The sequence below is a fragment of the uncultured Streptococcus sp. genome, assembly GCF_963536705.1.
Taxonomy (GTDB): domain Bacteria; phylum Bacillota; class Bacilli; order Lactobacillales; family Streptococcaceae; genus Streptococcus.
On the sequence record NZ_CAUTAP010000012.1, the window covers coordinates 67,018 to 80,901 of the forward strand.

Sequence of the window (13,884 nt, forward strand, 5' to 3'; positions counted from 1 at the left end):
TACATTAAAATAAAAATTAAGTCAAGTTAATTTTTAATAAATCTCTAAAATTAATATAAGAAATGTTTGAAAAAACAAGTAGATTTTGATAAGGTTATATCAAAAGCATGAAAGCGAGAAGAAGATGACACGACTACAAGATGATTTCTATGATGCGATTAATGGTGAGTGGGCCAAGACGGCGGTTATTCCTGATGATAAGCCAGTGACGGGCGGCTTCATGGATCTGGCAGATGAGATTGAGGAACTTATGCTTTCTACGACAGACAAATGGCTGGCTGGCGATGGAGTGCCAGAAGATGCCATTCTGCAGAACTTTGTTGCTTACCACCGCTTAGCAGTGGATTATGACAAGCGGGAAGCGGCAGGGATTGAGCCTGCGCGTGCTTACATTGATGAAATTCGCAACCTAGCGTCTTTTGAAGATTATGCTTCTAAGATTGCTGACTTCGAGCTGGCTGGCAAGCCGACTTATTTCCCCTTTGGTGTAGCGCCTGACTTTATGGATGCCCGAATCAATGTCCTCTGGGCAGACGGACCGGGAACGATTTTGCCAGACACGACCTACTATGCGGAGAACCATCCGCAGAAGGCTGACCTACTTGCAAAATGGCGCAAGGCTCAGGAAGATTTGCTAGCAATATTTGACTTTGCAGAAGAGGAAATCAAGGATCTTCTGGACAAGATCTTGGAGCTGGATGCTGTTTTTGCTCAGTATGTTCTGTCTAGTGAAGAAAGCTCTGAGTATGCTAAGCTCTACCATCCTTATAAGTGGGACGATTTCAAGGCCTTGGTGCCAGAGTTGCCTCTGGCGGATATTTTCACCAAGTTAATCGGTCAAGAACCCGACCAAGTCATTGTGCCAGAAGAGCGTTTTTGGCAGGCAGCTAAGGATATTTATACAGCCGCTAACTGGGATAAACTCCATGCTCTGCTGATTCTCTCTGCAGTTCGTAATACGACACCTTATCTAACGGATGACATCCGTGTCTTGGCAGGAGCTTATCATCGTGCTCTATCAGGGACTCCTCAGGCTCAGGACAAGAAAAAAGCGGCATTTTACCTGGCCCAAGGTCCCTTTAATCAAGCTGTTGGTCTCTGGTATGCCGGTCAGAAGTTCTCTCCAGAAGCCAAGGCTGATGTGGAGCAGAAAGTGGCGACGATGATTGAAGTTTATAAAAATCGCCTGGCTCAGAATGACTGGCTGACACCAGAAACTCGGGACAAGGCTATTGTCAAACTCAATGTCATCAAGCCTTATATTGGTTATCCTGACGAGCTTCCTGAGCGCTATTCTCGCAAGGTCGTGGATGAAAAGCTGACTCTCTTTGAAAATGCTCAGAAGCTAAGCCAGATTGATATTGCTTACAGCTGGAGCAAGTGGAATCAACCGGTGGATTACAAGGAATGGGGAATGCCAGCCCATATGGTCAATGCCTACTATAATCCGCAGAAAAACCTGATTGTCTTTCCAGCGGCTATCCTGCAGGCGCCTTTCTATGACTTGCACCAGTCCTCGTCAGCCAATTACGGTGGTATCGGAGCGGTCATTGCCCATGAGATTTCTCATGCTTTTGATACCAATGGAGCTTCCTTTGATGAAAATGGCAGTCTTAATAATTGGTGGACGGAGCATGACTACCAAGCCTTTACCGAACGGACTCAAAAGGTCATTGACCAGTTCGAAGGGCAGGATTCCTATGGTGCTAAGGTCAATGGCAAGCTGACTGTTTCAGAAAATGTGGCAGATCTGGGCGGTATTGCAGCAGCCCTAGAAGCAGCCAAGAAAGAAGCGGATTTCTCTGCTGAGGAATTCTTTACCAACTTTGCCCGCATTTGGCGAATGAAGGGACGCGAAGAGTATATGAAGCTTTTGGCAAGCGTCGATGTCCATGCTCCAGCCAAGCTTCGGACCAATGTGCAGCTGCCTAACTTTGACGACTTCTTTACGACCTTTGATGTCCAAGAGGGAGACGGCATGTGGCGGAGTCCAGAAGAGCGGGTGGTCATCTGGTGATGCCGAGATAAGACGCTTATCGAATCTTGCTCAAATCAAAAATAATCGAGTTCATTTCAATAGTCTGTTTTTGTTTGTGAAAGCAGACTATTTTGTCAAAGAAAATATAAAGCGTTTACATTTTTGTGGCCTTGTGCTATACTGTAGTTGATAACAAAAAACAAACAAAATATCCAAATAGAATAGATTTCAAAGTGTTTATTAATGAATAATAAAGAAAAGAGATGTTCTTATGGTAAAACGATTCATTAGTTCAAATGCTTCAGAAATTTTAAGTATGACTGCGCCGGAGCTGAAACAGAGCATCAAGGCCAGTGAGGGCCGCGTTATCCTATCTGAAAACGTAGCTTTCAAAGAATCTTATATCGGTGATGTGACCAATGCAGAGATTGCTCGGTCTTTTGGTGCTGACTTGATTTTGCTGAATGGGATTGATATCTTCCAGCCTTTTGTAGCTGGTCTGGACGCCAAGGAAGATTTTGTTCAGGAACTTCATCGCTTGGTGGGCCGTCCTATCGGTATCAATCTAGAGCCGGTGGACAGTCAGGCCCAGATGGCAGGAGAACGACTGATCATAAATGAGGGGCGTCAGGCTAGTCTAGCGACCATTCAGCGAGCAGAAGAGCTGGGCGTTGACTTTATCTGTCTAACAGGTAATCCGGGGACTGGTGTCACCAATCAAGCCATTATCGACACCATTCGAGTGGTCAAGGAGAATTTTTCAGGCCTGCTGATTGCGGGCAAAATGCATGCTTCAGGTGTGGATGAGCCGGTAGCAGACCTAGAAGCAATCGCTCAATTTATCGAAGCTGGTGTTGATATTGTCCTAGCACCGGCAGTCGGCAGTGTGCCAGGCTTTGATGAGCAGGACTTGAAGCAGATTGTCCGACTGGCCCATCAAAAGGGGGCTCTGGTTATGAGTGCGATCGGTACCAGCCAAGAGAGTGCTGATGAAGATATTGTCAAGCAAATGGCTATCCGTAACAAAATCTGCGGTGTAGATATCCAGCATATCGGAGATTCCGGCTACGGCTGTCTGGCCCCGGTTGAAAATATCTTTGCCATGAGCAAGGCTCTCAGAGGGCAGCGCCACACCATTTCCATGATTTCACGCTCAATCAATAGATAGTAAAATGAGACAGGCTTTTAGGGGTAAGCTCCTAGAAAGCCTGTCTCTTTTTTTGTAAAAAAACCGAGATTCTTGTCTCGGCCTTTATAGGTTTCCTTTTTTATCCAAAAATTCATGATAGACACAGAGGCTGACTGCAGAGCGGGCAATACTGTATTTAGAGTAGGGGATAATAACAATCTCTGCTTGTTTTTGCTTTGGAAAGAGAGGGACTTCCTGCTCTAACTGAGCCAGAACCTGCTCGGCAATCACCGGATAGGAAAAGAGCTGGCCGTCCAGATAAATCCTTTCGCTATCAATAAGTTGGCAGAGGTTAGAAATGGAAATGGCCAGATAGCGGCAGGCAGTATGAATCAACTCAATGCTCCCCAAGTCTCCTAAGCGATAGGCGGTCATCAGACTTGTCAAATCAATGTCGTTAGCATCCTCTACAAGGGTCTTTAGGAGCGAGGTCTGGGAAGCCCGATACAGGATAGCTGCTTTATCAATCAGAGCACTCTCGCTGGCATAGACCTGCAGGCATCCGTGCTTGCCGCAAGGACAGCGCTCGCCTTCGGGATTGATGACAGTATGTCCTACCTCCCCGATAAGATAATTCTCCTGACTGTAAATACTGCCCTTGTACATGTAGGAGCAATGAATACCTCTGGCGACATGATAGACGATAAAATTACTGTCTGTAGGATGATAGCTAAAGAGGCGTTCAGCCATTGTCAAACAGTGGGATTTATTGGCAAAGTAGACAGGGAGGTCAAAGGCTTCTTGAATAGTCTGCAGGTTAATCTGTCCCCAGTGGGGATTTTTAGAAATGATAAAATCACTCTCAGAGAGATTCACATGCCCCGGTAGCCCGAGGGCAATTGCTGAGATGGAGTATTTGCTGTTCTTCTTCAGAAAATCTTGAATCAGCCGGATAATTTCCTGGTCAGACGGGCCGCCTGTCACCTCGACCTGATAAGTCCGAATGCTGCTTTCTACAATCTCACCGGTATTGTCAGCGATGACTATGGCCAGGTGTTTTTCAGAAATCTCAAAGCCCAGATAGTAGCGGCTACGAGGCGCAATATCTAGCAGGGTTTTCTTGCGGCCTACGCTCTCATCATTGAGCTCGCCCAGCTCCAGTACCAAGCCTTCCTTGATCAGTTCATTGATGATACTGCCAGTCGTGGCTGGTGTAATTTGAGTTTCTTTTGAAATATCAATCCGAGAAATCGGTCGTTTGGCATAGAGCTGATCCAGGACAGTTGCCCTTAGCTCGTTTTGTTTTCTAGTTCGTGTCATCTTCTTTCCTCTGCTGCTATACTATCAAAAAAAGCTATAAATCTCAAATGTAAGCGTTGACATAGTACAAAAAAATAGTTATAATGTTTATAGAATATTAATAACATAGTGAAAAATATTCTGTTTTCGGATTTTTGTTTATATATTGAAAATAAATAGCAAGCGTCGTTGCAGGCTAGGTCAGATTCATAAAGGAGGATGCTGATGGAAACAAAACAAATTATGTTAGTCTGTGCGGCTGGGATGAGCACCAGTCTCATGGTCAATAAAATGCAGAAAGCTGCAGAGGAGTGCGGCTTGGCTGCGACGATATTTGCGGTGCCAGTGTCAGAAGCAGAAGACTATCTAAGCGAGAAAAAGGTTGATGTCCTTTTGCTGGGGCCTCAGGTCCGCTATCTGCTGGAGGATTTACAGGAAAAACTAGCTTCAAAAGGTATTCCGGTGGATGTTATCCCTATGACGGACTACGGAATGATGAAGGGGGATAAGGTCCTGGATTTGGCAGAGTCGCTCATGAAGTAGGTACTTTTATGGAAAATAAAGATTCCTTAGAGGTCGCTATGACCCTCATTATGTATGGCGGAGAGGCCAAGTCTTGTGCTATCGAAGCAATTGCTGCAGCTAAAAAGCAGGACTTTGACCGAGCTCAGGAGAGACTGAGTCAGGCTCAGAAGGCCCTGCTGCAAGCCCATCACGCTCAAGCTGAAATGCTGAGCAAGGAGGCACAAGGAGAGAAGACAGAACTTAGTTTATTTATGGTGCATGGGCAGGATCATCTCATGACCAGTATCGCCTTTGTTGATTTGGCAAAGGAGATTGTTGATTTGCATAAAAAATTTGATGAATAGGAGAAATGCAGATGAGTAGTTTGGTTGATAAATGGCAAGCGCGTCTCATGCCTATTGCCAATAAAATCGGCAACCAAAAATTTCTGGTTGCCCTACGGGATTCTTTTATCGGGACCATGCCTGTGATTATGACGGGCTCTTTCGCCCTCATGGTCAACGCCTTTCTATCTGACTTGCCAGGACAGTTCGGCTGGACCTGGATTTCCTCTACCTTCCAGTGGCTGATTGATATTAACTGGCTGGTATTTAAGGGCAGTATTCCTATCGTTACCCTCTTATTCCTCTTTACCTTCGGGGTCAATATCGCTAAGATTTACAATACTGATAAGGTGTCTGCTGGTCTGGTAGCTGTGGCTTCCTACATCATTACCATTGGTGGCTCAGTCACTAAAACCTTTGAGTTGGCTGGCAAAACACCAGGGCTGAGTAAGGCAATTTCAAAACTCCCAGAGCTAAAACTTGACGGCAGTAATCTGTCTGTGACGATTAACAGTGTCATTCCAGGTGACCAGATCAGTGCGCGTGGTTATTTTACTGCCATTCTGATTGGTTTTGTATCTGTCATCATCTTTTGTAAGGTCATGAATCGTAACTGGACCATCAAACTTCCAGATTCTGTTCCGCCAGCTATCATGAAGCCGTTCCTGTCTATCATTCCAGCTGCGATTGCCATGTATGTCGTGGGAATTGCGACCTATCTCTTTAACCTTGTGACAGGCGAGCTCTTGATTGACTGGATTTACAAGATTCTGCAGGCGCCGCTTCTCAGCTTGTCTCAAAGCTTCTGGGCTGTGCTGCTCATTGTCTTTCTCAATAAGATTTTTTGGTTCTTCGGACTGCACGGTGGTAATGTGCTGGCGCCAGTTATGGCCAGTCTATTTGGTGTGACCATGCTGGCCAATCTGGAAGCTTATCAGGCTGGGCATGCGATTCCTTACATGTGGACGGATAATTCCTTTGGTGCCTTTGTCTGGTTTGATGCGATTGGTGTTGCCATTGCCATTCTCTGGCAATCTCGGAACAAGCACTATCGCGAAGTGGCCAAGTTGGGAATTTTCCCAATGGTCTTCAACATCGGTGAGCCGGTTATGTACGGTCTGCCAATCGTTTTGAATCCAATTATGTTTATTCCATACGTCCTGACGCCAATGGTCATGGTAACAGTAGCCTACTTTGCAACCTCTATGGGCTTGGTTGCGCCGGTTACTCAAAACGTTACTTGGGTAATGCCGCCGATTCTCTACGGTTTCTTTGCGACAGCCTTCGACTGGCGGGCAATTATTCTTTCGCTGGTTAACATCGCTATTTCGACCGCTATATATCTGCCCTTTGTCAAGATGGCAGATAAACAGGAGGAGCTTGGATAGATGGCAAAATTTGAAATTAAAGAAGAATTTTACCTGGATGGCAAGCCTTTTAAGATTTTATCGGGAGCTATTCAGTATTTCCGGCTTCATCCAGACCAGTGGCGAGATACCCTTTACAATCTTAAAGCTTTAGGCTTTAATACGGTAGAAACCTATATTCCTTGGGCATTGCATGAACCTCAGGAAGGTCAGTTTCAGGCAGAGGGCATGCTGGATTTTGAAGCATACTTCAAGTTGGTTGAGGAGATGGGGCTTTATCTCATTGTCCGGCCGACGCCCTACATCTGTGCAGAGTTTGACTTTGGCGGCCTGCCAGCCTGGCTCTTGAGATATCCTTCGATGCGCCTGCGGGTCAATCATCCGCTTTTTCTGGAAAAGGTCAGTCATTTCTATGACTGGCTCTTTCCCAAGCTTCTGCCCTATCAGAGTGATCAAGGGGGGCCTATCCTCATGATGCAGGTGGAAAATGAATACGGTTCTTACGCCGAGGACAAGGCCTACATGCGCAGCATTGCACAGATGATGAAGGTACGTGGAGTTACGGTTCCCCTCTTTACTTCTGATGGGACTTGGATTGAGGCCTTGGAGTCTGGGACCTTGATTGAAGATGATATTTTTGTGACGGGGAATTTCGGCTCTCAGCCCAAGGAAAATACAGATAATCTGCGAGCTTTCATGGAGCGCTACGGCAAGAAATGGCCGCTTATGTGTACCGAGTTTTGGGATGGCTGGTTCAGCCGCTGGAGCGAGGAAATCGTTCGGCGAGAGGCAGAAGATTTGGCTCAGGATGTCAAAGAAATGCTGCAGCTAGGCAGCATGAACCTCTTCCTATTGAGAGGTGGGACAAACTTTGGCTTTATCAGCGGCTGTTCGGCCCGCAAGACCAAGGATTTGCCGCAGATTACCTCCTATGATTTTGACGCACCCATTACTGAGTGGGGGCAGCCAACAGAGAAATACTACGCTGTTCAGCGGGTGACCCACGAGGTCTTTCCAGAGCTTGAGCAGATGGAGCCTATTAGCCGACAGGCTAAGGCCTATGGCAGTTTTCCGCTGCTTGGGACTGCAAATCTGCTGGATGTTGTAGCGGACATCACAGAGGAAATTCAGCTGGATTATCCGCAGCCTATGGAGCAGATTGGGCAGAATCATGGCTATATTCTCTACCGTTCCGATATCAAAAATCAATACCATGAGGAAAGGCTCAAGGCATTGGAGACTCATGATCGCTGCCATTTCTATGTCAATCAGGAGCACCTAGCTACCCAGTATCGGGAAGAAATCGGTGATGAAATGCTCTTCTCAGCTGACACCGAACGGATTCAGATTGATGTGTTGGTGGAAAATATGGGGCGGGTCAACTATGGTTACAAGCTGGGTGCACCCAGTCAATCCAAGGGAGTCAAGGGTGGTATCATGATTAACCACCAGTTCCGCAAGGGTTGGAAGCATTATGCGCTCAAGTTTGACCAGGAAATGCTGGCCAAGCTAGACTGCTACTCAGCTCCACCTGAAAGAGTTAAAGCACCGACCTTCTATCGCTTTGAAGCAGAGTTAGATGATATCGCTGATACTTTCATTGACTGCTCTAAGTATGGGAAGGGCTGTATTTCGGTCAACGGCTTCAACCTTGGCCGCTACTGGAATGAAGGACCAATTCACTATCTCTATGTGCCGTCTGGCCTACTTAAGGAAAAGAATGAATTTATCGTCTTTGAAACTGAAAATGTCAAGATTGAAGAGTTGACCTTGCTTGATCATCCGGTCTATAAGAAATGAGGTGTTGCGATGAAATATATGACAGTCGGGAATGAACTGAAAGAAGCCAGTCAGCTGATTTTGGGCTGCATGCGATTGGCAGAGCACGATCCTAAAGAGGTCGTTTCCGTTCTTGAAACAGCATTAGAAGTGGGAATTAATTTCTTTGACCACTCAGATGTTTATGCTGGTGGGCAATCTGAAGCCAAGTTTGCGCAGGCTCTTCGCTCAGCTAAAATTCCCCGAGACCGAGTTCTCATCCAGTCCAAGTGCGGACTGCGGGATGTTCACACCAACTACCATTTTGACTTTTCTAAGGATTATATCATCAGCTCGGTTGAAGGCAGCTTGGAGCGTTTGCAGACAGACTATCTGGATGTGCTCCTCCTACACCGGCCAGATGCTCTTGTGGAGCCGGAAGAGGTGGCTGAAGCTTTCTCACAGCTGCACCAAGCTGGGAAGGTCCGCTATTTCGGAGTCAGTAATCAAAATCCTTATCAAATCGAGCTGCTGCAGAAAAGTGTGGAGCAGCCTTTGATTGCCAACCAACTGCAGTTTGGTCCTGCCCATACTCCGATGCTGGATGCTGGGCTCAATGCCAATATGCTCAATCCTTTGGCAATCGTCCGGGATGGTAGTGTATTGGACTATTGTCGATTGCATCATATCACGATTCAGCCTTGGTCACCATTTCAGGTTGACTTGAACCAGGGACTTTTTATGGAGCATCCTAAATATGCTCCGCTTACAGAAACTCTGCATGCCTTTGCGTCAGACTATCAAGTTTCCTTTGAAGCCTTAGTTCTGGCCTGGATTTTGCGTCATCCGGCTCAGATGCAGCCAATTGTTGGCTCCATGAATCCACAGCGAATTCGCTCAATGGTGGCTGCTTTTGATATTGAGCTCTCTCGGGCTGACTGGTATAAGATATACAAGAGCGCAGGGAATCCTCTGCCCTAAGCTTGTTTTTGCAGGGAGATTATTTGTTATTCAGAATCAATGAAGGCTAAGAGCAGTGAATCGGTCTGCTTGTTTCATTGATTAAGCTAGATTCTGTGTCTTATGAAAGGAGAATGATATGAATAATAAGTTTTCTTGGCAAGGCCTAGCAAAATCTGCTTCTGCTGCCAAGTATGGAAGCGGCTTGCTGCTATGTGCTTCCCTCTTGTCCTTAGCAGCTTTGACGTGCGTCTCAAGAGTTAAAGCAGAAGATGTTGCGCCTGCCCCTGCCGCAGTAGCTGAAACGCCGGCTTCTCCAGCAGCCCAAGCAAGTCCTGAGGCTGAAAATCCAGCTGTGGTTGAACCCCAAGCAGCTCCTGCAAGTCAGGCCGAATCAGCTGCTAGTGAGTTGCCAGCTAGTCAGGTTATGTCCGATGAGCAGAAGCAGCGCGCCATTGCTCAGATGGGAGCCAATCAAGGGGATGTCTGGGTTTGGTCGGAGGAAAATGTCGTTGAAGAAAATGGGGAGCGTCAAAAGCGCGGTCCTAATGGCGGCCCCGGCCAATTTAATGGCGGAGCCGTCGTGTTAGGCGGTCGTCCGACTTATGACCCCGCAGCTGATTGGTACTACCTAGCTTATAAAGGCGAAGGGATGACCGACGAAGAAGCACAGGCTGTCTTTGACAAGGAACGCGGCAAATGGATGAATGAATTTGATCCTTGGGGTGTTGTGATGGAAATGACGGACAATAAGGCCAGCAATGCTTGGGCAGATGTTCGTAACATGCAGGCTTTCGTCCTTCGGAAGGACTCCAATGTCTGGGAGAAAATTGTGGATCACCCTCAAGGGGTTCAATGGGTTGCTCAGTTCAAGGGGAATATGTCCAGCTACGTAGGAGATGCGCGGCAGGAAGCCTTGGCTGGCGGGGGAACAGCTATTGAGGTATTACCTAAGCAGGATAGGGTTGCCCACTGGGGTTCTGATCAGGCTCGTGATATTCCGAATCCTCAGACCATTCGGGCTGTTCTGGTTTCTGTCGAAGCGCGTATTTCTGAAAAATCTGACCCAGATGCCAAGCTTGGTATTCAAGTTGGCGGTGACTGGAAATTTGCTGAAGAAGTGAGTAAGCCGCTCTGGTATCCAGGAGCTGGTTTGGCTGGTATTCAGCGACTGACCAAGGATTGGGCTCGTTACTATTTTGTTAGCCTCACTGGTATTCAAGATGCAGTCGAAGAAAGGGCCATTTCACAAGATGAGTTTATGAAGAGTATCGTGCCGCTGGCCGATATGGAGCAGGATCCCCAAAATCAAGCCCAGCAGCCAACTCCTGCAAGACCTGATCCAAAGGGGAGCCAAGTGGAAAATCTGACCTACAAAACAAGCGGCCAGACGGACCCTCAAGCAGCGTCTCAAGAGCCAACTCTTGAGCAAGCTTCTTCCAAACAATTGCCTAAGACCGGCAGTCAAAGCAGTCTATTGACCAATCTGCTTGGGCTCGGACTCTTAGGGCTGGGTGCTGGCTTCCTTGGCTTGAAGAAAAAATCTTAGGTTTTGCAAGCTAGAGGGGAAAATAATCTACAAAAAAGCAACAGCAGATTCTAGCTGTTGCTTTGTGTTTGATTTAGGTTTTGCACGACAGGCTGTCCAAAATTAGGTGCTTGCGCAGCAGGCGGACTGCAGACAGGTTTCTGGTATTTTTGAGTAAAGCGGCATCTTGGGAAGTTGGAGCAGCCCCAAAATTTCTGACCGGCCTTAGAACCTTTGGATGCTGTACGGAGCACCAATCCATGCTGGCAGCGAGGGCAGATCTTTTCTGCGTCTCTTCGTTGCTTATTCTGAGCAATACTGTTAATATGGCGCTCTTTGATGACCTGCTTTCGCTTGGTCAAAGGCAGGAGCATACGATAAAGGTCGTCAATCTGCTCAGGCGACAGGTAGACTTGACTTTGGTAGGCCTGCCGGTCAATTGCTCCGATCACTTGCCAGGTCTGAATAACCTTATGCCTATCACTGTTTAGATGGATTTCCTTAAGTTGACAGTCATTGCCAAAGACGATATAGGAATATAGATTTGGCGTGTATTGGTTGAGATAGTAGCTGAGCCATTTGAGATGAACTTTATTTTGAATAACGGGATTGAAAAAAGAATGTTTGTAAGATTTTCCGCGGCCACCGGAAAGAACCTGAGTCCAGTGTTGCTGATTTTCTGAGCCAAAGATCCAGCCCTTGTAGTTTTTGGACTCAAAAATGTAAATTCCAGATGGATGAATCAGCAGGGCATCAATCTCAGTAGTAGTGCCATCTTCTTTGAAGATATAGAGATTGTACAAAATCTTTTTATAGCCATAGAGCTGGTTCAAGACCTGACCAAGCTGGTACTCTCCCTGTTTTCCCTTGTTGTATTTGAGTTCCCAAGGGGCAGTCTGGGTTTGCTGGAAATAGTCAGGCTCTGGGCTTTGGCTGGACGACCAATCTGAGTCCGTATCTTCTCGGTCTTCAAGTAGCTTATAACTGATAAAAAAGACGATGCCAAAGACAGCCACAAATGCGACGAAAAAGAATCCAAACATTTCCTAATCTCCCTTAAAATCCCTAATTCGAGTATAGCACAAAATAAAGAACGAAAGATTTTTATAAGTGTAAAAACACAGCAATTGAACAATAGAACAAAATGTGTCTAAAAATAGAAAGCTATCCTTTAAAAACTTATTTTCCAAAAACACCTCACAAACCTAAAAAATCATGTATAATAAAAAGACAGGAAAAGAATAGGAGTTATCATGTCTCAGGAATTAATCAGTGTTATCATCCCTGTTTACAATGTTGAGCAGTATTTAGCAGAATGTGTGAACAGCGTCTGTCGTCAGACCTATCAAAATCTGGAGATTATTCTAGTCAATGATGGTTCAACAGATGCTTCGGGCCAGATTTGCCAAGAGCTGGCTGACCAGGATGCTAGGATTCGTCTCATTCATCAGGACAATCAAGGCTTGTCCGGTGCCCGCAATACAGGGATTGAGCACTCCAGTGCAGACTATTTGATTTTTGTTGATTCAGATGACTGGCTGCCTGAGCAGCATGTTGCCCGTCTTTATGAAAAGCTCAAGGAGTACGATGCGGACATTGCCATTGGTCACCACTGTAGTTTCCGTGCTGAGGATTCAGCCTTCCTCTACTATTCGACAGAGCATTTTGAAACCCTCTATACGCGAGAAGAGATGATTGAGGAGTACCCTAGACGGCGCATGGTAGACGGTGTCTTTCTTTGTGCCTGGGCCAAGCTCTATAAGCGTAAGCTCTTTGATACAGTACGCTATCCAGTCGGCCGAGTGGCAGAAGATGCTTTTACGACTTATAAGCTTTATCTTCAGTCAGACAAGATTATCTATCTCAATGAACCGCTCTATTACTATCGCTTACGTCCAAATAGCATCTCCATGACTTGGAATGAGCAGTGGTTTCGAGACTTGATTGTAGGTTTTGAGGAGCAGCTAGCCATTCTAGGTAAGCTGGGCTATGACCTGAGCTTCTACTACAAGTACTACACTTTCCTGCTCCAGTATTGTCGCGACAGCGCTGCAGCCGTCGGTATGCAGTCCAGTCGGGTCTATCAGGAAATTGAAAGCAAACTCAAACTGTTTGGAGAATAAACAAAACAAGCCACCTTTCAACCATAGGGCTGAAAGCGTAGCTTGTTTTTTAGTGTTTTAAAAATTAAAGACTAAAAATAACAATTAATGTCATGCTTCAAAAAGACATCTTGGTATTCAAATAAGTCTTCAGGGTGCAAGGCCTTGACATCTTCCATGGCATACTTTCGGCCAAGTAATTTGTATTTATTTTCGCCAAATTGATGGAAAGGCAGCAGCTGGACTTGATTGATGGATAGTTCATTAAACAAAGTCGCAAACCGCTCTGCATCTTCTAAAGAGTCATTAAAATCCGGAATGACAGGAATGCGCAGAACAATCGTCTTTTGATGAGTGAAGGCGTAGTGGATATTCTGAACAATCAATTCGTTTTTTACTCCAGTCACCTTGCGGTGGTTGACAGAGTTATAATGTTTCAGGTCTGTATAGATAAAATCAACGTACTGGATGAGATCCACGAATTTTTCATGTTCTACAAAGGCAGTTGTTTCAATAGCGGTATGAATCCCTTTTTCCTTAGCCGCTTTGAGAATGGCCTTGGCAAATTCAAACTGGGCGAAAATCTCTCCGCCAGATAAGGTCAGGCCGCCGCCAGATTCTTCATAAAAATCTCTGTCCTTTAGGACTTCGTTGATAATCTCCTCGACACTTCTTTCCTCCCCCATAGTGATGCTTTTTTTGGTAGTAGCATCCAGCATAGGCTCGGGTCTGAATTGCTGTGATTCTGGGTTAGAGCACCAAGGGCAGCGCAGAGGACAGCCCTTGAGGAAAACCGTTGTACGAATCCCTGGTCCATCATGAATACTGAAATGTTGGATGTTGAAAATAATTCCTTTTGTTGTTTCCATACTCAGGCCTCCTTTGGATACAATCATTATAACTTATTTTAGAAAG

General features: G+C 46.0%; 12 protein-coding genes. 9 read left to right on the forward strand and 3 right to left on the reverse strand.

From position 1 onward, the window contains the following. Positions 1 to 124: 124 nt before the first annotated feature. Together RWX26_RS07920 and RWX26_RS07925 are read left to right on the forward strand one after the other, a co-directional pair. On the forward strand, positions 125 to 2,017 hold the full coding sequence (locus RWX26_RS07920; protein ID WP_314580647.1) for a M13-type metalloendopeptidase: 1,893 nt from the start codon (positions 125 to 127) through the stop codon (positions 2,015 to 2,017). Between the two features lie 232 nt (positions 2,018 to 2,249). Continuing rightward, positions 2,250 to 3,146, forward strand: a complete 897-nt coding sequence (locus RWX26_RS07925) for a PEP phosphonomutase (RefSeq protein ID WP_002907378.1) — start codon at positions 2,250 to 2,252, stop codon at positions 3,144 to 3,146. An 84-nt stretch (positions 3,147 to 3,230) separates the two neighbouring features. On the opposite strand, the gene RWX26_RS07930 is transcribed toward RWX26_RS07925, so the two are convergent. Then, positions 3,231 to 4,427, reverse strand: coding sequence for an ROK family protein (locus RWX26_RS07930; RefSeq protein WP_314580653.1), 1,197 nt, complete (start codon positions 4,425 to 4,427; stop codon positions 3,231 to 3,233). A gap of 204 nt (positions 4,428 to 4,631) precedes the next feature. Here RWX26_RS07930 and RWX26_RS07935 point away from each other — a divergent pair, with 204 nt between their 5' ends. The 6 genes from RWX26_RS07935 (at position 4,632) to RWX26_RS07960 (ending at position 10,888) form a co-directional block, all read left to right on the forward strand. Next, positions 4,632 to 4,949 carry a PTS sugar transporter subunit IIB gene (locus tag RWX26_RS07935; protein ID WP_080555820.1) on the forward strand — a complete coding sequence of 106 codons (318 nt, stop codon included), beginning with the start codon at positions 4,632 to 4,634 and terminating at the stop codon, positions 4,947 to 4,949. Between the two features lie 8 nt (positions 4,950 to 4,957). Then, positions 4,958 to 5,275: a PTS lactose/cellobiose transporter subunit IIA gene (locus tag RWX26_RS07940; RefSeq protein ID WP_002898520.1), complete on the forward strand. Its 318-nt coding sequence runs from the start codon at positions 4,958 to 4,960 to the stop codon at positions 5,273 to 5,275. A gap of 5 nt (positions 5,276 to 5,280) precedes the next feature. Continuing rightward, positions 5,281 to 6,642: a PTS sugar transporter subunit IIC gene (locus tag RWX26_RS07945; RefSeq protein WP_002896670.1), complete on the forward strand. Its 1,362-nt coding sequence runs from the start codon at positions 5,281 to 5,283 to the stop codon at positions 6,640 to 6,642. Continuing rightward, on the forward strand, positions 6,643 to 8,421 hold the full coding sequence (locus RWX26_RS07950; protein WP_314580659.1) for a beta-galactosidase: 1,779 nt from the start codon (positions 6,643 to 6,645) through the stop codon (positions 8,419 to 8,421). It begins immediately after the preceding gene. A 9-nt stretch (positions 8,422 to 8,430) separates the two neighbouring features. Beyond that, positions 8,431 to 9,360, forward strand: a complete 930-nt coding sequence (locus RWX26_RS07955; RefSeq protein WP_002929045.1) for an aldo/keto reductase family oxidoreductase — start codon at positions 8,431 to 8,433, stop codon at positions 9,358 to 9,360. A gap of 118 nt (positions 9,361 to 9,478) precedes the next feature. Continuing rightward, entirely contained in the window at positions 9,479 to 10,888 is a 1,410-nt protein-coding gene (locus tag RWX26_RS07960; protein ID WP_002929046.1) for an LPXTG cell wall anchor domain-containing protein, read from the forward strand. A 50-nt stretch (positions 10,889 to 10,938) separates the two neighbouring features. Here the strand turns inward: RWX26_RS07960 and RWX26_RS07965 are convergent, their stop codons facing one another. Then, positions 10,939 to 11,910: an NERD domain-containing protein gene (locus RWX26_RS07965; RefSeq protein WP_314580664.1), complete on the reverse strand. Its 972-nt coding sequence runs from the start codon at positions 11,908 to 11,910 to the stop codon at positions 10,939 to 10,941. Positions 11,911 to 12,120: 210 nt separating this feature from the next. On the opposite strand from RWX26_RS07965, the gene RWX26_RS07970 reads away from it, so the two are divergent. Then, positions 12,121 to 12,990 (forward strand): glycosyltransferase family 2 protein, encoded by an 870-nt coding sequence (locus RWX26_RS07970; RefSeq protein ID WP_314580667.1) that lies wholly within the window; start codon positions 12,121 to 12,123, stop codon positions 12,988 to 12,990. 71 nt (positions 12,991 to 13,061) lie between these two features. Here RWX26_RS07970 and RWX26_RS07975 read toward each other — a convergent pair whose 3' ends face one another. Beyond that, complete coding sequence (locus tag RWX26_RS07975; protein WP_032913016.1) at positions 13,062 to 13,838, reverse strand: glycyl-radical enzyme activating protein; 777 nt, start codon at positions 13,836 to 13,838, stop codon at positions 13,062 to 13,064. Positions 13,839 to 13,884: the final 46 nt, after the last annotated feature.

What these genes read in the sequence shown, in the direction of transcription:
- RWX26_RS07970 (WP_314580667.1), top strand. Translation starts at nt 12,121, where the DNA reads ATGTCTCAGGAATTAATCAGTGTTATCATCCCTGTTTACAATGTTGAG.
- RWX26_RS07955 (WP_002929045.1), top strand. Translation starts at nt 8,431, where the DNA reads ATGAAATATATGACAGTCGGGAATGAACTGAAAGAAGCCAGTCAGCTG.
- RWX26_RS07920 (WP_314580647.1), top strand. Translation starts at nt 125, where the DNA reads ATGACACGACTACAAGATGATTTCTATGATGCGATTAATGGTGAGTGG.
- RWX26_RS07925 (WP_002907378.1), top strand. Translation starts at nt 2,250, where the DNA reads ATGGTAAAACGATTCATTAGTTCAAATGCTTCAGAAATTTTAAGTATG.
- RWX26_RS07935 (WP_080555820.1), top strand. Translation starts at nt 4,632, where the DNA reads ATGGAAACAAAACAAATTATGTTAGTCTGTGCGGCTGGGATGAGCACC.
- RWX26_RS07940 (WP_002898520.1), top strand. Translation starts at nt 4,958, where the DNA reads ATGGAAAATAAAGATTCCTTAGAGGTCGCTATGACCCTCATTATGTAT.
- RWX26_RS07945 (WP_002896670.1), top strand. Translation starts at nt 5,281, where the DNA reads ATGCAGATGAGTAGTTTGGTTGATAAATGGCAAGCGCGTCTCATGCCT.
- RWX26_RS07930 (WP_314580653.1), bottom strand. Translation starts at nt 4,427, where the DNA reads ATGACACGAACTAGAAAACAAAACGAGCTAAGGGCAACTGTCCTGGAT.
- RWX26_RS07950 (WP_314580659.1), top strand. Translation starts at nt 6,643, where the DNA reads ATGGCAAAATTTGAAATTAAAGAAGAATTTTACCTGGATGGCAAGCCT.
- RWX26_RS07960 (WP_002929046.1), top strand. Translation starts at nt 9,479, where the DNA reads ATGAATAATAAGTTTTCTTGGCAAGGCCTAGCAAAATCTGCTTCTGCT.
- RWX26_RS07975 (WP_032913016.1), bottom strand. Translation starts at nt 13,838, where the DNA reads ATGGAAACAACAAAAGGAATTATTTTCAACATCCAACATTTCAGTATT.
- RWX26_RS07965 (WP_314580664.1), bottom strand. Translation starts at nt 11,910, where the DNA reads ATGTTTGGATTCTTTTTCGTCGCATTTGTGGCTGTCTTTGGCATCGTC.